The following is a 20,927-nucleotide window of genomic DNA, read 5'->3' as shown; positions in this document are numbered from 1 at the left end:
TGTTGAAACTTAATCGATTAAGATATATCTTTAACTAGAGAGTAAGAATTTACAAGTAATTTTTAAAAATTTTACATACAACTATCGTTGCACGAGCAATACTTCATAAAGTAACTAACTGACTTAACGAGTATTAGCCTGCATTTAACGAGGAATAAATAAAATGACAAAATCACACACACAAGTAAGCGGCGATCCGTTGCGACAAATACGCTGGCTTACATACATGATGTTTTTTATGTTTGCCATGACCTCTGATGCGGTCGGTATGATCATCCCTGAGCTTATAAAAGACTTTGGCTTAAGTATGACCCAGGCCAGTGCCTTTCATTATGCGCCAATGGCTTTAATTGCTTTTAGTGGACTATTTTTAGGCTTTTTAGCCGACAGCCTTGGCCGAAAGCAAACCATTATGCTGGGCTTACTCATTTTTTCTGCGAGTTGTTTTTTATTTGCAGTAAGTTCTAGTTTTAATTTTTTCTTGGTACTTCTTTGCTGTATTGGTTTGGCAATCGGTTTATTTAAAACAGGTGCATTAGCTTTATTGGGTGATATTTCACACAGTAACGAAGAACACACCAAAACAATGAACAAGGTAGAAGGCTTTTTTGGAATAGGTGCTATTGTTGGTCCTGCACTGGTAGGTGTTTTACTCGTTCAAAATGTAAGTTGGACATACCTTTACATTATTGCCGGTGTTATGTGTTTGATCCTTGCTCTTCTAGCATGGCGAGCAGATTATCCGCCAGTTGTAAAAACAACCGAAAAACCCGCTTCACTTGCCACTACCATGAAAATGATTAAAAACCCTTACGCACTGGGCTTTTCAATGGCCATCGCATTATATGTAGCTACCGAAGTAGCTATTTATGTATGGATGCCAACACTACTACAAGACTACACAGGTTCATGGCCATTACTTGCAACCTACGCACTAACCATATTCTTTATACTTCGCGCAGCGGGTCGTTTTATAGCGGTATGGTTACTAAATCGCTTTAGTTGGCAAGGCGTAATGACCTACCTGAGCCTTGGCATAGCACTATGTTATGTAGGCACGTTAATTGGCGGTGTAGATTGGGCTGTGGGATTGCTTCCACTTTCAGGTTTATTTATGTCAATGGTTTACCCTACTTTAAACTCTAAGGGTATTTCCTGTTTCCCTGTTCAACAACATGGTGCCGTAGCTGGCGTTATATTATTTTTCACCGCATTGTCAGCAGCATTAGCACCGCTTTTAATGGGTATGATCAGTGATTACTTTGGCCATGTGCGTTACGGTTTTTACTTAGCAACTGGTTTTGCAGTTATTCTATTTTTGGCTATGCTATTTAATTATTTACGTGACCCATCAGCATCAGCTTTAGAGCAAAATAACGTAGTTACTAATTAATTTGATAATTATTTAACAAAAAAATTACCCTATAAATCAATGGATGAGTAAAAAAAGAGCAAATTATTAATAAAATAATTTGCATCTTGTAAAAATTTTGTTATTTTTACTTAATCGATTAAGTAAAAATAAATAACCACTTAGGTTCAACATAACGAGGCGTTCACATGACAACACACAACACTCCTTTATATTTAATCAGTGCATTAGCACTTGCAGTAAGCCAAGGCATTAATGCACAAGAAGCAGAAACAACACAGCCAGAGGCATCACAAAACAAAGGACTTGAAACAATCGTTGTAACAGGTGTACCACGCCGAACAACAATCATGGCTTCAAGCGTTTCAGTAAGCAGTGTTTCGCTTGAACAAGTTCAAGTTTCAACACCTCGCTCTACCGCTGAAGCATTTAGAATCATTCCGGGTATCCGTTCAGAGTCCACTGGCGGTGAAGGTAATGCAAACATTGCAGTTCGTGGTCTACCGGTTGCATCAGGTGGCGCTAAATTTTTACAGTTACAAGAAGACGGTTTACCTGTACTGCAATACGGTGACATCGCTTTTGGTAATGCTGATATTTTTATGCGCCTTGACAACACGGTACAAACGGTTGAGTCAATTCGTGGTGGTTCAGCGTCTACAGCAGCAAGTAATGCACCGGGCGGTATCATCAACTTTATCTCTAAAAACGGCGAAAACGAATCGGGCAGCGTTGCAACCACTGTTGGCCTAGATTTCGATAGTGTCCGTACTGATTTTGAATACGGTACTTATTTAACTGATAGCGTTCGCTTTCATGTAGGTGGCTTTGTACGCCAAGGTGAAGGCCCACGTGAAACGGGTTACACATCAAATAAAGGTGGTCAAATCAAAGCCAATCTGACTAAAGATTTTGATAACGGCTATGTTCGCCTTTACTACAAGCACTTAGACGACAAAAGCGTGGGCTACCTTCCAATGCCAATGTACTCAAATGGTGATTCAGTACCAGGGTTTGATTCTCAGTCAGATACACCGCATTCAGCTTTATTTACTAAAACAGTTCGCTTAGATGGGCAAAACCAAATTAGCAATGGTGACATTCGAGACGGCATGAACCCAAATGTTGATTCTATTGGCTTTGAAGCTGTATTCGACCTAGACAACGACTGGCGTATTGAAAACCGTTTCCGTAAGTCATCAGTTAGCGGAAACTTTAATTCTGTTTTCCCTGCTGAAGTAGGTGATGCATCAGCAATGGCAGCAAGCATTGGTGGAGCAGGAGCAACACTGAGCAATGCAAACACAGGTGACGCATTCAATGGCGATTTAGCTATGCGCATCCATACGTTTGACGTAACAATGAATGACTTTGACTCTATTGTTAACGACTTTAAACTAACAAAATCGTTTGACGATGACACAAGCCTTACGTTTGGTTACTACGCATCAACGCAAAACATAGCGATGTCGTGGTTGTGGAACTCTTATGTTATGGAGCTCAAAGGTGACAACGCAGCACTGTTAAATGTAACGGCTGCCGACGGCACTGAGTTTTCAGAAAATGGTTTATACGCATACGGCACGCCATTTTGGGGTAACTGTTGTCAGCGCGACTACGACACTGAATACGACACACGTGCACCTTATGTTGCGTTCTCAACTAAACTTGGTGACTTGAGTATTGATGCAAGTGCGCGTTATGACAGCGGTGAAGCACGCGGTAATTACGCAGGAGCAGTAACCTCTACTGTAGACATGAACCGTGATGGTGTTATTTCAGTACCCGAGCAGAATGTTGTCGGTATTGATCATGCTAACTCAAGCCCAGTAAATTACGACTGGAGCTACTCTTCTTACTCAATTGGTGCTAACTACCAAATAGACCCTAGCCTTGCAACATTTGCACGTATCAGTAAAGGCGGACGTGCAAACGCTGATCGTCTTTTATTTGGTAAAGTACGCACAGATGGCTCAGTAGCTGATGAAGATGCAATTGATGAAGTAAATCAATTTGAGTTTGGTGTTAAAAAGCGTTTTGACTCGCTATCGGTATTTGCAACAGCGTTCTACGCAGAAACTGAAGAACAAAACTTTGAAGCAACATCACAAAAGTTCTTCGACCGTGAGTACGAAGCCAAAGGTATTGAACTTGAATCAACGTACTTTATGGATGCGTGGGATTTTCGTGGTAACTTGACGTGGACTGATGCTGAAATTGCTAAAGATGCGCTATCTCCTGACGTTGTAGGTAACACACCACGCCGTCAAGCGGATTTAATTTACTCACTAATGGCTCGCTACAGCTATGAGAAAGGGGCAGCAGGTCTGAGCTTTATTGGTACAACTGACGCTTACGCTCAAGACAATAACGACCTTAAATTCGATGGTTACACACAGGTAAATGGCTTTGTAAGCTACGACCTATCTGAAAACCTTAGCCTTGCGCTTAATGTAAATAACCTATTTGACACAGTCGGTATTACAGAAGCAGAGGAAGGTTCAGTACCAGCAAACGGGATTATACGCGCACGTACAATTAATGGCCGTACTACATCATTAACGCTTAAATACGCGTTTAACTAACCGAGTCTGAGTGTGTTAAGCGCTGAAATGCAGTTTTATTTCAGCGCTTTATTCCTCGCTTAGCTCAAACTTTATTACTCTCCCGTAAATTTAACCTAGCTTAGCTAGGTTTTTTAGGATTTATAACATGACCAAATTACTAAGCCTTGGCGAGCTGCTTATTGATATGTTGCCACAAGACTCACACAACACAGCTTATTTACCTATTCCAGGCGGCGCACCTGCAAACGTAGCAGTCGGTTATGCAAAGTTGGGCGGAAACGCAGCTTTTTGTGGTGGTATGGGTGATGATTACTTTGCAAAACAACTTACTGACGCAGTAAAGCACTATAATGTCAGCACAGAGTATTTATTTACTATAAAAAATGCGCAAACAGCGATGGTTATTGTCAGCTTAGATGAAACTGGCGAACGCAGCTTTAATTTTTACCGCCATAACACTGCCGACATACTACTTGCACCTGAACATTTACAGCAAATTCAGTGGGGTGAAATAAGTACCCTACACTTTTGCTCAAATACGCTAACAAGTATTGCCATTGCAAACACAACATTAAGCGCTTTAAAACAAGCAAAAAATCATAATAAACTTGTTAGCTTTGACGTAAATTTACGATACAGCCTTTGGCATAACATCCGTGATATTGAGCCTAATGTGCGTGCCTGCTACGCCCATTGCGACATTATAAAATTATCACGTGATGAGTTAAATTTTTTAGCAGAACAAACCAGTCAATCAGGTGATGAATATCTACAATCGCTATTAGAGGTAGGCGTTAGTTTAATTTTCTTAACCGATGGACCCGAGCCTGCCACTGTTTACCATAAAACGTTTAACGTAAGTGAAGCCGCTCCAATTATTAACGCAGTAGACACAACCAGTGCCGGAGACGCGTTTATTGCAGGTGTGTTATATCACTTAAATCACTTCAACGAGACGCTATTACTAAGCGACAAACTCAATAATAAACAAGTCATTAAAGACGCATTAAGTTTTGGCCTTCGCTGTGGCTCAAAAGCCTGTTTATCAAAGGGTGCTTTTCCTGCATTGCCCGTTTTAGACGATGTACTTTGAGCTAATACACTCTGAAGTAGTTTAAAAGTAAATCTAAAAAAGCCCCTGTAGGTAAATACCTACAGGGGCTTTTTAACAATTACTAATTTAAGGGCTTACAGGGCAAGCTCTTCTTTAGCACGTGTTAAGTTGTGCGATACCATATCATTGTTAGATAGTTGTTTTGCTTCGTATAGGTCAGCAAGGCCGGCCGTTTCGTTTTTGGCTTTTAGGCGCGCTACACCACGGTTACTTAGCGCGAATGATGTAAGCTCACGAACTTTAAATTTAGGGGCATCGGCATCTTGTAAAAGTGCAATTGCTTTAGTACAAATTTTATCAGCTTCAGCGTAATTTTTTGACTTAACATTAAGTGCGCAGCTATTAAAAGATTGCTCAAGCGGCTGCGGTGCGGTTTGCGCTTCAATAACCATTAATTTGTAATCACTTTGATCAGCCATTGCAGCAGCTGAACATGTTAATAGTGAGCCAAGAGCGATAGTTTTGATAAGTGTTTTCATGGTCATAATCCTGTTTAGTTAAGTCGTGCTTGTTGCCGACAACTGAACTTTAGAGGATCCCAATAAAACCGACAAACGATAAAAACAAAACTAATAAGTGAAGAAATCTAACCTATAGACTTTAGTCTAATAACACTGCCCTGAGCCCAAAATAATAAACCTATTTAAAACTAGTGTTCAAGCCAGTCAATTGCCGCAGTGGCATTTTCAAAGTAAGCCACTTCACCACAAATAATACCATTTGCAATGTTTGCTGCGGTTGCTTGCCATGTTTTATTACCGTAAATAGCCACTTTACTTAGCGCTTTATTATGCTTTATCCCTAAATTTAAATCGTCAAATATCGATTTAAAACCCACGCCCTTTAATTCAATGCCGTCTATAAATAAATTAATAATAGGGTTGTTCACCTTTAAAAGTGCCGCTTCAATTTTAGGGATAATTGAATTGTAATCAGCATGCTTTAAATCACCCACGGCTTTTAAGGTTATAAAAATTTCGCGTCCAGCGCCTTCTATGTCAAGTGTTAACCTAGGAGTTAAATTTTCCATTACATTTGCTCACTCTTATAGTAAGTTTTGAGCATAAAGCACTTTATCTTAATCAATGATGAAGCAAATCAACAAAACCGTATTTAACCTGAGCTTAAGTTAGTTAAGCTTGCTGCACTCGCGCAATTTGGTTATCTACATCGTTTAAATGCCCTTCTTTAACCCATAACTTAGCACCCAGCTTGCCTGCTTTTGCTAAAACATTAGAGTTCACAGGCGTACGCAACCAGCTATTTTTTTCAAGTAAATCTTGCCCTTCTGTTACGGTGCCTTCAATTACTAACAATTCAGCTCCGTATTCAGCTTCTAAAACAAACTGCGCATTAGGCGCTAAATGAATTAAGCTAACTTCCTCAAACTCATCTTTGTATAAAGGTGTTACCGCGACCCCTTGTTGTGTTGGGTGTTCAACGCTGCCCATAAAGTGAGTTTGCAACCGAACGTGTGTTCTATCCTGTGGCTGAAACTGCCAAAGCTTAACAAAAATAATACACCCCTCTTTTGAACCCGGCTTATGTTGTGATTGCGGCGGGTTTCTGATGTACGAGCCAGCAGGAAAATCGCCATGTTCATCCTGAAAAACCCCCTCTAACACAACAAACTCCTCCCCGCCGGTATGAACATGTGGCGAAAACTCACTACCTGGTGCATAACGAACAATACTCGTTGCACGCGCAACCTCATCGCCTATACGATCAAGAGGTCGCCTATCAACGCCTGCCATAGGCGATTTTACCCAAGGTAATGTATTACTGTTCACCACTATACGCTGACTAAAGTCGGCTGCTATTTTCATGCTTGCCCCTTAAATTTTTGTTTTGCCAATTAAGCTCAATATACCGAGTTTAATTGGCCTATTGAACCCACATTTACTTATAAGCCCGCTACGCTTGGTCGAGCTGCAACTGCTTTTTGCCACGCTAGCAAATGAGTTAAATGATTCGGTAGCGCAATATTGGCAAACCCTGCAAACACTAATCCAGCGTAAAGGGTTATATCGGCAATACTAAAATTATCGCCCGCAACAAACCTTGATTTAGCAAGTATATCGTTAAAATAATTTAGGCTAGTACGCGCCTTTTCACCTTGCTTTTCGCCCCATGCAATATTTTGATATGTTTCAAGCTCTGGCCCTAATCCATCAGTAGCATGATGAAAATACGTTGCAACAGCATCAAGTACCATAGACTCAGCACGTTTTTGCATCATATTTATTACTGCGCGCTCTTTTGCCGTAGTGCCCATCAATGATGGTCCTGTAAAAGCAGCATCAATATATTCAGTAATTGCCGTGCATTCTGATATAAATGTTCCGTCATCAAGCTCTAACACTGGCACACCAGCCAATGGGTTTTTAGCTAAAAAAGCCTCTGTCCGATGTTCACCATTAAGCAAGTCTACCGGAATAAATTCAATTTCAGTTGTCGCATTTTTCTCTGCTAGCGCAATACGAACGCGAAGCGGATTTGGAAAGTTTTCTACATCATAAATTTTCATTGAGTGTGACCTTTCTTTAATTAACCTATCTATTGATAGGTATTTATATTCTCTATACCAAACTAAGTCAAACTTTAAAATAACGACATAAGCAGGGTATTAGCTAACCGCATGAAACTTAATATTTTATTTATAAAAATATTAAGGCTTGAAAATAACTACCTACTGGTCGATAATTTTGTTGTCAACAATAGGATGAAGATGTATGAGCAAAAAAGAGGCCCTACTCAAAGCGGCAGAAAATAAAGTACGCCTAGGCGGATACAGCAATTTTAGCTTTAGAGAACTTGCTAACGAAGTAGGTATAAAAAGCGCCAGTGTACATTATCACTTCCCTACTAAAGCCGACTTGGGCGCAGAGCTTGCACATCAATATACTGATGCGTTTTTGCTTTCATTAGGGGAGCCCGCTGAGTTAAAAGCACAAGGTAAAAACCCTATCGACTTTTATACGTCACTATTTAGACTCGCATTGGTGACCGATAAAAAAATGTGCTTATGCGGTTTACTTGGCGCCGAGAGTGACAGCTTACCTGAAAAAGTACGTGAAGAAGTAAAGCGCTTTTTCACTCAAAATTTAACCTGGCTAAGCGCAGCGCATTCGGTCAACGGTGAACAAAACCCACAAAAAGCAGCTATTCAAACGGTAAGTATGCTTGAGGGTGCAATGATGATCAGTAAAACACTCGAGGATCACAGCTACTTTGATTTAGCAACGCGAGATAGTAATTAACCACACGTTTTAGCGCATAAAAAAAGCGAGCTTAAATAGCTCGCTTTTTAGTTTTACACAGAAATTATTTAAACTGCTGGGCTCGGTTTATGCTTAGCATGCACAATGGCAAGTATGATCAGGCCAACCACCGCGACCCCTGCACCTATGGGTTTACCTAAATCGCTCGATAAGTTAAAACCAATTGCAGCTGTTGTGATATACGACAAGGTCACAGCCGTTGCAATTACCGCAGGAACACTGACAATCCAATGAAAGGTACCACGGTCAAACAAATACTTAGTAGCAAGCCATAGTACACTGGTAGAAAGCAACATATTTGAAAACGCAAAGTAACGCCAAATTAATGAAAAATCCAACTTAGTCATAAAGTAAGCAATAGTTAGAATAGGCAAAGCCAACAACAGACGATTACGTATACTTTGCGGAATATTAAAGGCATCAACTACCGTTAAGCGCAGTGAACGAAATGCGGTGTCGCCTGAGGTAATAGGGAAAACAGCAACCGCAATAATTGCCATAATACCGCCAAATACACCTAAGTAACTATTTGCAATATGGTTTACAACTAAGCCAGGACCACCTTGATCAAGCATTGCTTTTAAACCAGCATAACCTTCAGGGAAAGCCGCAATACCAGCCAATGCCCAAACACAACCAACTATGCCTTCACACATCATGGCACCGTAATACACCGGGCGTACATATTTTTCGTTTGTTAAGCAACGAGCAATAATAGGTGCTTGCGTTGAATGAAAACCACTAATAGCACCACAGGTAATGGTTATGAATAATAGGGGCCAAGTTGGTAACCCGTCGGGGTTTGGTGCTAAAAAGTCATGCGCGTGATCGGCTTCAAAATACGCCAAAAAGTCGCCAGCAACCGGTAAATGTGGCGCGTTAATAAGTAACGACACGGCAACAGCGACTGTCATTACAATCATTAACAAACCAAAAATAGGGTAAAAGCGTGTAATGATCTTATCAATTGGTAACAGCGTCGCTAAAAAGTAATAAGCCAAAATAGCCAATACCCAAAAAGTATTATTGGCTAAAAATGTACCTTCAAATAAATTTAAGTTACTAAGTAAACCCGCTGGGCTCATTATGAATACTACACCAACAAAAAATAACAGCATTGCGGTGAAAATAAGCATAAAGCCTTTAAATACAACATTGTAATAGTGACCAGCTATTTCAGGTAAGCTTTTACCGTCTTCTTTTATACTCATTACACCTGAGAAAAAGTCGTGAACAGCGCCACCTAATACATTTCCTAACACAATCCATACAAGCGCAACCGGACCATATAAAGCGCCCAGTATAGGGCCAAAAATTGGACCCACACCCGCAATATTTAAAAATTGAATTAAAAAAGCACGAACAGGGTGAATAGCCACGTAATCAACACCTTCACTAAAGCGTTTTTGTGGTGTATCAACCGTTGAATCCATGCCTGCTTGTTTTTCTACAAATGGGCTATAAAACTTATATCCCAAAATTAATATGGTGAGGCAAATAAAAAAGATAATCATAAAGCACGTTTCTCTTTTGTATGTGTATTTAGAAGCGCAGTGTGAATCGCTCCGCATTATGTTGACCTAATAACCTCAGAACAGTATCAAAGCTGTTTGTGACAAACAATTAGACGTTTAGCTAATACCTTAGTCGCAATCGCTCATGATTTGTTCACTTTATGAAGTAATTTGAAAGCTCGTTTATAAACCTGACGAATGCAGCTGTTTAAGCGTTCACAATGTGTGTTTACCACACTATTTTTAGACAAAAAAAAGCGGCTAAGCACATTGCTTAAGCCGCTTTCAACACACAATTTTTTTAAAGAGGACGCATAAATTCGTTAATTTTTTCATGAGTCAATGTAGGTGTAGCACCTGCACTTTCTGCAACCATAGCCCCTACCGCACAGGCAAAATCAACCGCATGCTGAGCACAATCGCTACTACATAACTGATATATCAATGAACCTAAGAATGAATCCCCAGCACCCACTGTGTCTACAACACTAATTAAATAGCCTGAATTGTAATAATTTTGGCCCTTAACCTTTAACAGTGCGCCGTGACTGCCTTTGGTTACACATAAATATTCAGTGTTAGTTTGCTGTGCAATAAACGCTAAGTTTTGCTCAAGCGAATGGAACTTACAGCCCATTGCTTTGGCAATTTCGTAAAGCTCTTCATCGTTTAACTTGATAAAATCTGCTTTATTCATTAAATCTACTAATGTGTCTAACGTGTAGTGTGGCGCACGTAAATTTACGTCAAACACTTTAAAGTTAGCTACATCAACTAATTGGTTTAGCGTAGCAAGAGAGGCTTCGCTTTGGCCAATTAGGCTGCCAAATACAAATACATCACTGGCTTGTACTTTTTCAATAAGTGAGTCAGTAAGCTCAATGTTATCCCACGCAGTGTCGGCTACTATTTCGTAACTGGCTGAACCGCTTTTATCGAGAGTAACTTGTACGGTGCTGGTTTTTTTGTCGTTATTAACAGCAATATAATCGCAACTTACGCCTTTGCTTTTAATTTCGCTTAAAAGCTCAGCACCTAACTTATCGTTACCTACAGCGCTTATCATGTCGGCTTTAATACCAAGCGAGTTAATACGTACACACATATTCAGAGGTGCGCCACCTAAACGTTTACCAGAGTCAAAACAGTCCCATAGCACTTCGCCAAAGCAACTTACGCTTACGTCTTTACCTTGTTTAGAATCAATTAAAATGCTCATTATTAGTTACCTTTAGGCTCAAGCACGTTTTTCATAATTGCTTTAATTTTACTTGCAGGTGCGTATAACGCGTCTACATTGTTTTTGTAGTGAGACGTAAATGCGCTTTGCGTGTTTAAATCACCAAATAAGCTTGTTAGCCTTGATTGCGATAACGCCCACCGAAATAAAGCAGGACAAACAGCCGAGCAATTTGCACAAACTTTTGGCCAACAAAAAGTGCTCGACTTATTAGCACAGGTAAATAATGAAAAGAAATAACAAGGGGCTGTTGATCTTTGTGAATTAACACGTTTATAAACTGGGCGTTATTTGATCAGGGCGCGAGATTTGTAATCCAGTGGGCTTAGTAAAGTTCAAAATAAAATAGTAAACGTCATTAGTCGAAGCATTAGCTAATGTGTGTATTGAAGTGTTGAAGCTACTTTAGTAATTGACCTTTCGGTCAGTAAAGCTACAATCAATCAACACGTTAAACTCGCATAATAAATAATGACCACACAAACAAAACCAAATAAAAAAGAAGTCACTCGGGAAAAAAACCAACTGCTTATTTTAAATGCTGCCGAGCAATTGTTTTCTCTTAATGGGTATGACGGTGCAAGCATGAGTATGGTTGCAAAAGAAGCGAACGTGCCTAAAGCTAACATACTGTATTACTTCAAAAGCAAAGATGGCCTTTACGAAGCCGTGATAGACCGAATAATAGCAAACTGGAACTTAGGCCTTGATAACGTCACCGCTGAAGACGATCCTGCTGTAGTGCTTTATAACTACATAAAAAGTAAAGTAATACTTGCCGTAAACCAACCTCTACAATCTCGTTTATTTGCCAATGAAATTTTACGGGGCGCACCGTATTTACAAAACTACTTTAGAACAAATACCCGCCCTTGGGTTAAACAAAAAATTGATGTGTTTCAGTCCTGGATGGACGCAAAAAAAATAGACCAAGTAGACCCTCATCACCTTTTATTTACTATTTGGTCAACAACACAATACTACGCTGACTTTCAGGCAGAAGTACTTTTAGTAATGAATAAACTTGAATATGACGAAACCGACGTGGCACAAATAACACAATCAATTGCCCACATAATTTTAAAAGGTATTGGCTTAAAAATACCCGTTCAAAATGAGAGCTAACACATGGAAAACTTTACAACCCCCGACCTATTCGACGATCACCGCAATTCGGTTCAAGTAGCAGATAGTGGCTTGCGCCACTTTGGTAAAAAAACCACCTTTAGTGGCCAAGCAGTAACGGTAACCTGCCCAGAAGACAACTCGTTTGCCGCCGATGTTCTTCATCAAGATGGTAAAGGGAAAGTGTTAGTAATTGATGGATTTGCTAGCAAACGCTTTGCTTTTATTGGCGACATTATGGCCGAACGCGCGCTACAAAATAACTGGGAAGGTGTTGTAATAAATGGTTGTTGCCGCGATATAGAAATACTTGCAACAATGGATTTACCGGTAATGGCCCTTGGTTCAACCCCTCGCAGCACTCTTAAGCGCGGTTTTGGCGATAAAGACCAAGCTATCAATATGCTAGGCACCGCAATAGCGCCAAACGATTGGTTGTACGGTGACGTTAATGGCCTAATAATTAGTAAAACCCCCCTTATTAAATAAGCTCATGGAAAAAACAAACCAACTTGGTGCAACAATGCACCAAACTGGTTTGTTTTACGCTTAAAAACACCCATTCTCAAACGTTAAAATTATAAATACCCCTCTGCAACGCCTAAAAACCTGACCAATCGGACAAGAACAGAGTTTTGGCATCTGTTTTGCTTATACTAAGTTTGCTAAAACCAAAGTCACCAATTAAAAGTGCAATGAATACTTTGTAAATAAAATAATATATTACGTAATGAACTTAAAAAAATAACGACAACAGTCTCTTTTAATCAATTTAAAATTAGTAAATAACCATTTGGTCAGTTTTATTTCATAGGTTACAAAATGAACACGCAATCAAAAACTAAAAACACAGGCATATTTTGTGATCATGGACCGAGTAATTGGCAATCAAAACAAACAGGCACACTAAATACTAAGCGCATTGCCGTAAAAGATGTATTTGCCGTTAAAGAGCATAAAAACAGTGCAGGTAATCCACGCTGGTTTAAAACACATCCACCAGCTAAACAAACCGCAAGTAGCGTAAACAAATTAATGGATGCGGGTTGTATTTTTACAGGCTTTACCCATACCGACGAACTTGCTTACAGCTTAGAAGGTAATAATATTCATTATGGCGCAGCACAAAACCCTAAATTAAAAGGGCACGCGTGTGGGGGTTCAAGTATGGGCTCAGCCGCCGCGGTAGCCGGCAATTTAGCTGACATTGGGTTGGGCACCGATACCGGCGGCTCAATTAGAATACCCGCAAGTTACTGCGGCTTATTTGGCATTAGGCCAAGCCATAACGTAATTGAAAAAGACGGCCTAATCCCGCTAGCACCGCCTTTTGATACCATTGGTTGGCTTACCCAAAGCGCAGAACTATTAGAAAAAGTAGGCGACTTATTGCTACCAAATCAAACGGTGAGTAGCGTAAATACCTTGGTTATTTGCGAGCCGTTATTTGAGCTAGTAAGCCCAGACTTGCAAGCACCTATTAAGCAACTACTAGAAAAAACCAAACCTTATTTTAAACACCACAAAGAATTTGCGCTGCCGAAAAACAGCATTTTAAGCGAACTTGCCGATAGCTTTAGAATACTGCAAGGTCGTGCTATAGCTAAAGCGCATAAAGATTGGCTTCAATTGCCAGGGCACCCTCCCCAGTTTGCTCCGGCAATTGCAGCCCGTTTTAAAATGGCACTGGCACTAACTGCCCAAGAAGAACAAGAAGCACTTAATATACAAACCGAGTGGCAAACATTAATCGCTAAAAACTTAAACTCAAACAGCTGCTTATTTTTGCCAACCACGCCAACAACCGCACCTAAATTGGGCGCCGACACAAGCGCACTGCGCATGCAAATTATAACTTTATCTGCTATTGCGGGCTTGAGCCGCTCGGCACAGGTTCACTTACCATTGGCTAATTTAGATAATGGCCACCCTTATGGGTTTTCACTCATGATGAGCCATAACAACGATAAAAGCTTACTTGCCTGCGCAACACAATTAGCTGCATATTTTAAACAGGAAACTCTCACATGAACGCACACAACATTGCATTTACAGCCCCGCACTTTGCTGCAACAGAGGCGGGCACATTAATATTAAAACAAGGCGGCACGGCATCAGAAGCAATGGTAGCAGCAGCCGCTGCTATTAGCGTGGTTTACCCTCATATGAACTCAATTGGTGGCGACAGCTTCTGGCTTATTGATAACCCAAATCAAAATACCCCTACAGCAATTGATGCCTGCGGGCGCGCACCAAACGACATCAGCGCCTACAGCAATGAGCAACAAATACCAGAGCGCGGCGGTTTAAGCGCGCTTACTCAAGCAGCTACGCTCCGCGGCTGGCAAAAAGCCCTTGAGGTAGATGAACACGCAGCCCTGCCATTAAGTACCATTTTAGGCCCCGCTATTAAGCTTGCCCGCGAAGGTTTTACTGTTACCAAAAGCCTTCAAGCAGGTTGCGAAAAACTAGCAACGGTTGCTAATACCAACGATGCCTTTAAAGCGCTATACATTCCCAACGGTAAACCGTTACAAGCAGGGCAACACTTTAAAAACCCAAAACTTGCCAATACCTTTGAGAATTTAGCTAAACATGGCTTAAATGCGTTTTATCAAGGGCCTTTAGCTGACTCATTTGCGGCCGATTTAGCAAACGCAGGTAGCATTATTACCCCAGCCGACATTGCCAATACACAAGCCGATGTAGTTGCCCCACTGAGCGCTAATTTGTCGGGTATTAATTGCTATAACTTACCGGCACCTACACAAGGTGTGCATTCGCTGCAAATAATTGGCGCGGTCAATAAGTTAAAACACAACGCCAACACCGAAGCCGACTGGACCCACTTAATTGTTGAGGCAACCAAACAAAGCTTTACTCACCGCCCTACACTTTGGGCCGACCCGGAAGCACTCGGCGATGATTACAAAAATGCACTAACCGATGATCGCCTAAACGAGCTTGCCAATAATATTGATATGAATACCGCCCAAAAATGGCCGTTCAATACTGAGCCCGGCGATACCGTTTGGATGGCAGCACGCGATAAAAACGGCCAACTAGTGAGCTTTATTCAAAGTATTTACTGGGAATTTGGTAGCGGCATACTCATGAGCGAAGGCGGGTTTGTATGGAATAACCGCGGTTTAAGCTTTAGCTTAAACAACCAAGATACCAATGCACTAGCGCCAAATAAACGCCCAGCACATACCCTTAACCCGGCTATGGCTAAATTTGACGATGGCAGACGCCTTGCCTATGGCACTATGGGTGGTGAAGGCCAACCACAAACTCAAGCCGCTGTATTTGCCGGATACGCGTGGCGAAATAAGTCAATTAACCAAGCGGTAAGCGATCCGCGCTGGTTACTTGGCCGCACATGGGGCGACACCAGCACAAATTTAAAAATAGAACACAGCCTCGCTTTGCAAATACAAGATGAGTTAAATCAACGCGGACACGACTGGGTAAGCGTTGAAAACAACAACGAAATGATGGGCCATGCAGGTGCAATTTTAGATACACCCACAACCCTTGAAGCTGCAACGGATCCTCGCTCTGATGGCCGTGCAACTGTTTCATCAACGTAGTAGGAACACACATGACAGAAATAATAAACCAATGGCCAATTATTGTGGCCTTAATAGCAACCGGCATTTTTGCAGGTATTTTAGCAGGCCTTTTTGGTGTAGGCGGCGGTATTGTTATCGTACCTGTACTGTATTTTTTACTACAAGGGTTTGGCGTAAGCCCTGAGTCGGCCATGATGATAGCCACCGCGACATCGCTTGCCACCATAGTGCCTACGTCTATTTCATCTATTCGCTCGCACCATGCAAAGGGAAACATTGACCTTGCTTTAATTAAATACTGGGCGCCGTTTATTTTAGCAATGGCCGTTGTAGGCAGCTACTTAGCGCACTCAATACGTGGTAATGCACTGGTACTTATGTTTGCGTGTATTGCTATTTTAGTTAGCCTTAACATGTTATTTAGAGCCGGCGCCCCTGCCCTTGTAAGTAAGTTACCAGGTAAATTTGGCCAAGGCATAATGGCAAGTATTGTTGGTGGCTTATCGGTAATGATAGGCATTGGCGGCGGCACAATTGGTGTGCCCATGCTTAGCGCATTTAACGTACGTGCCCATGTTGCCGTAGGCACTGCAGCCGTATTTGGCTTATTGATTGCGCTACCGGGCGTAATTACCTTATTAAGTATTGGCACCACGCCAACCGATGCTCCCCTAGGTACGTGGGGGTTAGTTAACCTCCCTGCCTTTTTTCTTATTATTCCGCTGACTATTTTGTTTGCGCCTATTGGCGTAAAAATTGGTAGCAAGCTAGATCAAAAACAATTAAAACGCGCTTTTGCCGTTGTATTAATGATAACGGGCATTCGCATGCTTATTCAGACTCTCGGAGCCTAAAACATGTTTAGCAACACGCAAATTCAAACCTTAAATCCGCCGCAGCGTTTACTCATGGGGCCTGGGCCAATTAACGCAGATCCACGTGTACTGCGTGCTATGTCGGCGCAGCTAATTGGCCAATACGACCCAGTAATGACCGGTTTTATGAACGAGACCATGGCCCGCTATCGCGAAATATTTAAAACCAAAAATGAATGGACCCTGTTAGTTGACGGTACATCACGCGCAGGAATAGAAGCCGTTTTATGCTCTATTTTACGCCCTGGCGATAAAGTACTGGTACCAATTATGGGCCGCTTTGGCCACTTGCTTGCTGAAATAGCCGAGCGCGTAGGCGCAAAGGTACATACCATAGACGTACCCTGGGGCGAAGTATTTACCCCAGAACAAATAGAAAAAGCCATTGTTGATGTAAAACCCCATGTACTTGCCATGGTACAAGGCGATACTTCAACAACCATGAACCAGCCGCTTGAACACATTGGTGATATTTGCCAAAAGCACGATGTATTATTTTACTGCGATGCCACCGCCTCAATTGTAGGTAACGATTTACCCGCCGATGAGTGGAAACTCGATGCGCTGTCGGTTGGTTTGCAAAAATGTTTAGGTGGCCCGTCTGGCTCTGCGCCATTAACACTAAGCGAGAAATGCGCCGATTGGATCCAAAAACGCAAAAAAGTAGAAGCGGGTATTCGTACCGCACAGCATACCGACGGCACCGAGCCATTTGTACGCTCAAACTACTTTGATTTAGGCATGATCATGAATTACTGGGGGGAGGAGCGCCTTAACCACCACACCGAAGCCACCAGCATGCTGTATTGCGCATCAGAATGTGCCCGCATTGTTATTGAAGAAGGCGTAGATAACTGCGTTGCCCGCCACAAATTACACGGCGATGCCATGCTAACGGGTATTCAAGCGCTGGGCTTAAACGTATTTGGTGACATAAGTAATAAAATGAACAACGTAGTGGGTGTGTATATTCCCGAAGGAATTAACGCCGACCATGTACGCGGACAAATGCTAACCGACTTTGGTATTGAAATTGGCACCTCGTTTGGGCCACTGCATGGCAAAATTTGGCGTATTGGCACTATGGGCTACAACGCCCGTAAAGATGCCGTATTACAAACATTGGCAAGCCTAGATGCCTGCCTACATGCCAACGGTTACAAAGGCCCTAAAGGCGAAGCCGCTATTGCCGCCCTTTCCCATTACAAATAATAAAAAGGATTTAGCATGACGATTGCAAGCCCACTCCATGAGCCATTATTAAACAGCGAGCTGGCTAATAAATTTGCTGCGCGCGCCTTAAGGCGCTGTAAAACTCTCAGCGCACTATCGCAAATGCAAGGCGGCATTCACCGCGTTTATTTATCAAAAGAGCACAAAGAGTGTAATAGCGTTACTGCTGCGTGGATGGCTGAGGCGGGCATGCAATCGTGGCAAGACGAAGTAGGCAATTTATGGGGGCGCTTAGCATCATCAAACCCACATGCTAAACGTTTAATTATAGGATCGCACCTCGATACCGTACCAAACGCAGGTGCATTTGATGGCATTTTAGGGGTATTACTGGGTATTGAAATAGCCGCCCTAGCACATGAATTAGAGCTAGATCTACCCTTTCATTTAGATGTTGTGGGTTTTTGTGATGAAGAAGGTACCCGCTTTGCCACAACGTTAATTGGCTCAAAAGCACTGGCAAACGAGTTTGATCCGCAGTGGTTAAATATACAAGATACAAACGGCATTACCATGCGCCAAGCCATGCTGGACTTTGGCCTAAACCCAAATGATTACGCAAAAGCTGCGCTTAACAAAAACGAATTACTCGGTTATTGGGAAACCCACATAGAGCAAGGCCCCGTGCTTGAGTCGGTAAATCAGGCGTTAGGCATTGTCACTGCCATTGCAGGAGCAAAGCGCGCTATGATCACCCTTACAGGTCAAAGCGGTCATGCTGGTACCACACCTATGAATTTACGTCAGGATTCGTTAGCAGGCTGCGCTGAATTAGTAACCGAAATTGAAAAACTAGCAAACAATGCTAAAAATGGCGAAGTTGCCACCGTTGGGCAAATTCAAGCACGCCCAGGCGCTACAAACGTTATTGCCGGTAAAACTACCATTAGCCTAGATGCACGCGCTCAAAACGATGACGACCTAGCCATATTACTGAATGCAATACATACCCGCGCAGATCAAATTGCAACATCTCGTAATTTAACGCTCGATTGGCAATGGACACACGCAGCCGACGCCGTAGCATGCGATACTCAAATTCAGCAATTGTTTTCTAGCGCATGTAAACTTAACAACCAAGCATCGCCTTCACTTGCCTCAGGCGCTGGGCACGATGCAATGGCAATCGCTCCAATTTGCCCCGTTGGCATGTTATTTATACGCAGCCCAGGCGGCATAAGCCATCACCCAGCGGAAGCCGTTATCGACAGCGATGTAACAAAGGCTCTATGTGTGATGTACAGCGCGCTTGTACTGTATACACAAACGTTAAAAGAATAGTGAAGCTAATCTGTAACAAGAGGTTAAAATGTAAGTATTGCTCTATGTAACGATTAACCTTGTGAGGTTTTACTCGCATGTCACCAAGATGAGTTACAACTACAGCAGTAATAGCAAATACCTGCTTTTTATATTCAATTGTAATATTACTGATGTTTAAACGGCGTATTTACGTCAATTATTTAATAATGTAACTAGGTGGTAGGTTAGCAATCAGATTGCGGCTGTGTTTCCATGTATTCTTCCACAACTTCTAGCTGCCCCTTCTACGTTCTTTTTAGAAGCATATAATAGCCTTTATCGGTATAATATTTATTTTCAGAATATCGGTGTGCCTTGATCTTGTAGCCATTTCCTTCAGACTTTATTGCTATGTTTTTGAATGTGCTTTTGTCATTTTTCATTTTTCATTTTTGCCAGTGGCATTACACGTTGTACAAGCACCTTCCACTGTTCACCCGTAATTTCCATTTGACGCTCCTACCATGCGGGTAAACGCGATAGGAATGAATTTTGGCATCGTTTGCATATAAAGAAGCAACTTCCACGACAAAATTACTACCTAACTTCGTATATTCATCAAAAAACTTTTCGCATTTTCCGATGCATGTGAAATGCTCGACATTAAAACTGCAACAGCGAGTATAATTTTTTTCAAATGTTGGCTCCTTACTAAGATTTATGATTGCTAACGCTCGCATATAATGCGGGGAATGCTTGGCTATAATTAGCAGAGAATGAGTCTCAAAAGAGCATTTAACGCCATTTTTAATGCGCTTGATATATGCTGACTATGCCTGCTGCGGTAATTTTAATTGCTTATAAACTTTCTTACACTTACCACAGGTTATATCTAATTCGAACTTATAGTTAACGCACTGAAAAAAGAAGCCATACACTTTACTCCCAATTTTTATAAACGTGAGAACAAACGCTGTTGCCACCATAAAACTAAATTCATAAGCGCCATTTTCGTAGAGTGCTGAATCTATACACAACTCAACAAATAAAAGTGCCACAACCTTATAGTGCTTGCCAATTATCGCAATAACAAATGTAAAAAAAGCTATAAAATAAGCAAAACCTTGTGACTCTTCAGCTAAAAAAGCCAAGAAACCTATTGGAATAGATAAACAAAGGCTAAGAAAAAGAAATCCCACCATATCGATTTTTGACATCCAAAAGTCAGTTTTAAAACTATTTTTTGTTTTGCACTTACTACACTTTAACAACAACTACTCCAAATAAAGGATATGACTTTTGCCGTAAACGGCACACATAATATAGCTTAATAATCCCACCAATAACAGCAATGTAAACAAGCAATTAAGGAATATAAAAGTGACTTTTTATAAGATACAAAAACCGTATTGATAAGGTTATTGGGTTGCGAATTAGAGTAAAAGTTGTGGATTATATACATAGTTTGTTTTTAATAGAGTTTTACAGCGCTGCCTTTGCACCATTATTAATAAAGCTAAAGTAGAGTGTTTAATTAGCCTCAAAGTTTACATTATCAAAATAAGGGTTGTGAGAAAGCGCTTTAAGTGCACTAATTGTAGTAAGTACAATTAGTTGCAGCTCGCTATTTACGTTAACAACTATGCATTCGTCTCTATTAGCATTGCGTTTTGTATCAGTTGCTACCCCACACACAACATCGCCATTTTTTAATATAAGCTCAATGCTTAAATGGTGCATACAGGCAATTTCGATGTAGTCGTATTGGTGGCAACTAACCATACAGTTC

19 protein-coding genes and 1 pseudogene are annotated in these 20,927 nt (G+C 41.4%); 12 read left to right on the top strand and 8 right to left on the bottom strand.

Annotation, left to right across the window (positions count from 1 at the left end):
• Window positions 1-163: 163 nt before the first annotated feature.
• The 3 genes from ACFI34_RS05635 (at window position 164) to ACFI34_RS05625 (ending at window position 5,032) form a co-directional block, all read left to right on the top strand.
• Complete coding sequence (locus ACFI34_RS05635; protein WP_462672731.1) at window positions 164-1,393, top strand: MFS transporter; 1,230 nt, start codon at window positions 164-166, stop codon at window positions 1,391-1,393.
• A gap of 167 nt (window positions 1,394-1,560) precedes the next feature.
• Window positions 1,561-3,957, top strand: coding sequence for a TonB-dependent siderophore receptor (locus ACFI34_RS05630; protein WP_462672730.1), 2,397 nt, complete (start codon window positions 1,561-1,563; stop codon window positions 3,955-3,957).
• A 127-nt stretch (window positions 3,958-4,084) separates the two neighbouring features.
• Window positions 4,085-5,032: a carbohydrate kinase family protein gene (locus ACFI34_RS05625; RefSeq protein WP_462672729.1), complete on the top strand. Its 948-nt coding sequence runs from the start codon at window positions 4,085-4,087 to the stop codon at window positions 5,030-5,032.
• A 95-nt stretch (window positions 5,033-5,127) separates the two neighbouring features.
• Here the strand turns inward: ACFI34_RS05625 and ACFI34_RS05620 are convergent, their stop codons facing one another.
• From ACFI34_RS05620 to ACFI34_RS05605, 4 genes are all read right to left on the bottom strand, one after another.
• Complete coding sequence (locus tag ACFI34_RS05620; RefSeq protein ID WP_462672728.1) at window positions 5,128-5,532, bottom strand: hypothetical protein; 405 nt, start codon at window positions 5,530-5,532, stop codon at window positions 5,128-5,130.
• 170 nt (window positions 5,533-5,702) lie between these two features.
• Entirely contained in the window at window positions 5,703-6,083 is a 381-nt protein-coding gene (locus ACFI34_RS05615) for a SpoIIAA family protein (RefSeq protein WP_462672727.1), read from the bottom strand.
• A 103-nt stretch (window positions 6,084-6,186) separates the two neighbouring features.
• Window positions 6,187-6,879, bottom strand: coding sequence for a cupin domain-containing protein (locus tag ACFI34_RS05610; protein WP_462672726.1), 693 nt, complete (start codon window positions 6,877-6,879; stop codon window positions 6,187-6,189).
• A 77-nt stretch (window positions 6,880-6,956) separates the two neighbouring features.
• A complete protein-coding gene (locus ACFI34_RS05605; RefSeq protein WP_462672725.1) occupies window positions 6,957-7,580 on the bottom strand; it encodes a glutathione S-transferase family protein in 624 nt (207 codons plus the stop codon).
• 205 nt (window positions 7,581-7,785) lie between these two features.
• Here ACFI34_RS05605 and ACFI34_RS05600 point away from each other — a divergent pair, with 205 nt between their 5' ends.
• Window positions 7,786-8,313, top strand: coding sequence for a TetR/AcrR family transcriptional regulator (locus ACFI34_RS05600; protein WP_462672724.1), 528 nt, complete (start codon window positions 7,786-7,788; stop codon window positions 8,311-8,313).
• Window positions 8,314-8,381: 68 nt separating this feature from the next.
• Here the strand turns inward: ACFI34_RS05600 and ACFI34_RS05595 are convergent, their stop codons facing one another.
• Both ACFI34_RS05595 and ACFI34_RS05590 read right to left on the bottom strand, forming a co-directional pair.
• On the bottom strand, window positions 8,382-9,848 hold the full coding sequence (locus tag ACFI34_RS05595; protein ID WP_462672723.1) for a carbon starvation CstA family protein: 1,467 nt from the start codon (window positions 9,846-9,848) through the stop codon (window positions 8,382-8,384).
• A 301-nt stretch (window positions 9,849-10,149) separates the two neighbouring features.
• Complete coding sequence (locus ACFI34_RS05590) at window positions 10,150-11,067, bottom strand: carbohydrate kinase family protein (RefSeq protein WP_462672722.1); 918 nt, start codon at window positions 11,065-11,067, stop codon at window positions 10,150-10,152.
• Between the two features lie 129 nt (window positions 11,068-11,196).
• Between ACFI34_RS05590 and ACFI34_RS05585 the strand changes: the two are divergent.
• The 8 genes and pseudogenes from ACFI34_RS05585 to ACFI34_RS05550 form a co-directional block, all read left to right on the top strand.
• Window positions 11,197-11,328 (top strand): annotated as a pseudogene (locus tag ACFI34_RS05585) (ankyrin repeat domain-containing protein); the annotation flags it as partial.
• Between the two features lie 231 nt (window positions 11,329-11,559).
• Window positions 11,560-12,213: a TetR family transcriptional regulator C-terminal domain-containing protein gene (locus tag ACFI34_RS05580; protein WP_462672721.1), complete on the top strand. Its 654-nt coding sequence runs from the start codon at window positions 11,560-11,562 to the stop codon at window positions 12,211-12,213.
• 3 nt (window positions 12,214-12,216) lie between these two features.
• Window positions 12,217-12,702 carry a putative 4-hydroxy-4-methyl-2-oxoglutarate aldolase gene (locus ACFI34_RS05575; RefSeq protein ID WP_462672720.1) on the top strand — a complete coding sequence of 162 codons (486 nt, stop codon included), beginning with the start codon at window positions 12,217-12,219 and terminating at the stop codon, window positions 12,700-12,702.
• 333 nt (window positions 12,703-13,035) lie between these two features.
• A complete protein-coding gene (locus ACFI34_RS05570; protein ID WP_462672719.1) occupies window positions 13,036-14,244 on the top strand; it encodes an amidase family protein in 1,209 nt (402 codons plus the stop codon).
• Window positions 14,241-15,806 carry a gamma-glutamyltransferase family protein gene (locus tag ACFI34_RS05565; RefSeq protein ID WP_462672718.1) on the top strand — a complete coding sequence of 522 codons (1,566 nt, stop codon included), beginning with the start codon at window positions 14,241-14,243 and terminating at the stop codon, window positions 15,804-15,806. The genes ACFI34_RS05570 and ACFI34_RS05565 overlap by 4 nt, the downstream gene beginning before the upstream one ends.
• Window positions 15,807-15,817: 11 nt before the next feature.
• Complete coding sequence (locus tag ACFI34_RS05560) at window positions 15,818-16,642, top strand: sulfite exporter TauE/SafE family protein (protein ID WP_462672717.1); 825 nt, start codon at window positions 15,818-15,820, stop codon at window positions 16,640-16,642.
• 3 nt (window positions 16,643-16,645) lie between these two features.
• Window positions 16,646-17,875: a pyridoxal-phosphate-dependent aminotransferase family protein gene (locus ACFI34_RS05555; RefSeq protein ID WP_462672716.1), complete on the top strand. Its 1,230-nt coding sequence runs from the start codon at window positions 16,646-16,648 to the stop codon at window positions 17,873-17,875.
• Between the two features lie 15 nt (window positions 17,876-17,890).
• Window positions 17,891-19,177 (top strand): allantoate amidohydrolase, encoded by a 1,287-nt coding sequence (locus ACFI34_RS05550; protein ID WP_462672715.1) that lies wholly within the window; start codon window positions 17,891-17,893, stop codon window positions 19,175-19,177.
• 791 nt (window positions 19,178-19,968) lie between these two features.
• Here the strand turns inward: ACFI34_RS05550 and ACFI34_RS05545 are convergent.
• Both ACFI34_RS05545 and ACFI34_RS05540 read right to left on the bottom strand, forming a co-directional pair.
• Complete coding sequence (locus ACFI34_RS05545; protein WP_462672714.1) at window positions 19,969-20,355, bottom strand: hypothetical protein; 387 nt, start codon at window positions 20,353-20,355, stop codon at window positions 19,969-19,971.
• A gap of 313 nt (window positions 20,356-20,668) precedes the next feature.
• Complete coding sequence (locus tag ACFI34_RS05540; RefSeq protein ID WP_462672713.1) at window positions 20,669-20,920, bottom strand: Rho-binding antiterminator; 252 nt, start codon at window positions 20,918-20,920, stop codon at window positions 20,669-20,671.
• Window positions 20,921-20,927 lie beyond the last annotated feature (7 nt).

The sequence above is a fragment of the Pseudoalteromonas sp. PSi26 genome, from assembly GCF_054960575.1.
The sequence above is the reverse complement of the archived record's forward strand: the minus strand, read 5'-3'. Positions and strand labels throughout refer to the sequence as shown.

Bases quoted from the DNA above. Each gene is read 5' to 3' on its own strand.
- ACFI34_RS05635 (WP_462672731.1), top strand. From the start codon at position 164: ATGACAAAATCACACACACAAGTAAGCGGCGATCCGTTGCGACAAATA.
- ACFI34_RS05630 (WP_462672730.1), top strand. From the start codon at position 1,561: ATGACAACACACAACACTCCTTTATATTTAATCAGTGCATTAGCACTT.
- ACFI34_RS05625 (WP_462672729.1), top strand. From the start codon at position 4,085: ATGACCAAATTACTAAGCCTTGGCGAGCTGCTTATTGATATGTTGCCA.
- ACFI34_RS05620 (WP_462672728.1), bottom strand. From the start codon at position 5,532: ATGAAAACACTTATCAAAACTATCGCTCTTGGCTCACTATTAACATGT.
- ACFI34_RS05615 (WP_462672727.1), bottom strand. From the start codon at position 6,083: ATGGAAAATTTAACTCCTAGGTTAACACTTGACATAGAAGGCGCTGGA.
- ACFI34_RS05610 (WP_462672726.1), bottom strand. From the start codon at position 6,879: ATGAAAATAGCAGCCGACTTTAGTCAGCGTATAGTGGTGAACAGTAAT.
- ACFI34_RS05605 (WP_462672725.1), bottom strand. From the start codon at position 7,580: ATGAAAATTTATGATGTAGAAAACTTTCCAAATCCGCTTCGCGTTCGT.
- ACFI34_RS05600 (WP_462672724.1), top strand. From the start codon at position 7,786: ATGAGCAAAAAAGAGGCCCTACTCAAAGCGGCAGAAAATAAAGTACGC.
- ACFI34_RS05595 (WP_462672723.1), bottom strand. From the start codon at position 9,848: ATGATTATCTTTTTTATTTGCCTCACCATATTAATTTTGGGATATAAG.
- ACFI34_RS05590 (WP_462672722.1), bottom strand. From the start codon at position 11,067: ATGAGCATTTTAATTGATTCTAAACAAGGTAAAGACGTAAGCGTAAGT.
- ACFI34_RS05580 (WP_462672721.1), top strand. From the start codon at position 11,560: ATGACCACACAAACAAAACCAAATAAAAAAGAAGTCACTCGGGAAAAA.
- ACFI34_RS05575 (WP_462672720.1), top strand. From the start codon at position 12,217: ATGGAAAACTTTACAACCCCCGACCTATTCGACGATCACCGCAATTCG.
- ACFI34_RS05570 (WP_462672719.1), top strand. From the start codon at position 13,036: ATGAACACGCAATCAAAAACTAAAAACACAGGCATATTTTGTGATCAT.
- ACFI34_RS05565 (WP_462672718.1), top strand. From the start codon at position 14,241: ATGAACGCACACAACATTGCATTTACAGCCCCGCACTTTGCTGCAACA.
- ACFI34_RS05560 (WP_462672717.1), top strand. From the start codon at position 15,818: ATGACAGAAATAATAAACCAATGGCCAATTATTGTGGCCTTAATAGCA.
- ACFI34_RS05555 (WP_462672716.1), top strand. From the start codon at position 16,646: ATGTTTAGCAACACGCAAATTCAAACCTTAAATCCGCCGCAGCGTTTA.
- ACFI34_RS05550 (WP_462672715.1), top strand. From the start codon at position 17,891: ATGACGATTGCAAGCCCACTCCATGAGCCATTATTAAACAGCGAGCTG.
- ACFI34_RS05545 (WP_462672714.1), bottom strand. From the start codon at position 20,355: ATGTCAAAAATCGATATGGTGGGATTTCTTTTTCTTAGCCTTTGTTTA.
- ACFI34_RS05540 (WP_462672713.1), bottom strand. From the start codon at position 20,920: ATGGTTAGTTGCCACCAATACGACTACATCGAAATTGCCTGTATGCAC.